The organism is Phyllobacterium sp. P5_D12, from assembly GCF_054049495.1.
The window spans coordinates 1-881 of sequence record NZ_JBFUMG010001032.1 but is presented as its reverse complement, the minus strand read 5'-3'; the positions used below and the strand labels follow the sequence as shown (position 1 = coordinate 881).

Annotated in this window: 1 protein-coding gene; it reads right to left on the bottom strand. The window is 55.8% G+C overall.

Going from position 1 to position 881, the window contains the following annotated elements; genetic code table 11:
- A partial coding sequence (locus ACXJ5O_RS28475) for a glycosyltransferase (protein ID WP_457302838.1) occupies positions 1-709 on the bottom strand: 709 nt, incomplete at its 3' end.
- Positions 710-881: the final 172 nt, after the last annotated feature.

The following is an 881-nucleotide window of genomic DNA, read 5'->3' as shown; positions in this document are numbered from 1 at the left end:
GTTTTGGGCCCGTCAGCTCCCTTGGCGGCGTTACGCTTTCAATGGAGATGCCGTTCTCGATCACATGCAACTTGTCCGCATCGAGACCCCATTCCGCATACTTCCGGGCAAGAAAGACGCTTGGCGCAACGAAGGCGTCGGCAAGTTCGAGCATTCCGCGGACAAATCGTTCACGCTTCAGAAAACGCGCAGGAGGAACGTCGGGGAAACAGGCGTGGCAGTCGATCGGTGAAGCCTCGTTGCAGAGTTTCGACGAGCCAGCTTTTACCATCTGACCGTCATTGTTGCAGATCGACAAATATTCATGGAACGTCACGAGGATCGCCGTATCGGGCAAGGCCTCGCGGATGGCGTAAAGCGTTTCCAGGCCTAGTCCCATTACGTGATGAAAATGCACGACGTGCGGGTTGAGATCGCCAACAAAGCGCAAAAGATCGCGGCGGATTTCATCCGTGTTGTTGTTCGACAGGTAAAAGTGGTCATATTCATCCGCGTGAAAGAGTATCTCGTCACTACTGCGCCTAAGACTCATCAGGGCCGTCGTGCCATGGCGCGGTATTGGATGACTTGCCCGCGCGAGATAGACGGACTGCACGCCGGGCAACGTATTCAGCCCCTTGTGCAGATTGTAGGATGCGATCTCGCCACCGCCGAGTGAGATGCTCGGATGCGCATGCGAAATCACCAATACCCGGAGTTGTTCGGTCATACCGCTGCCTCCGTCGTCGTCACACGATCTTTTGTGAGAATGTTTGCCCAGCGCGCATCGAAGACCTGACGATCGATACGTTCGATGAGTGCAATCGTCGACGCCTTGTCCGCAACGGAGATGTCATCGGAGCCCAGCATCTGGGCGGACGGCAGCCAGTAGGATTTCAGAC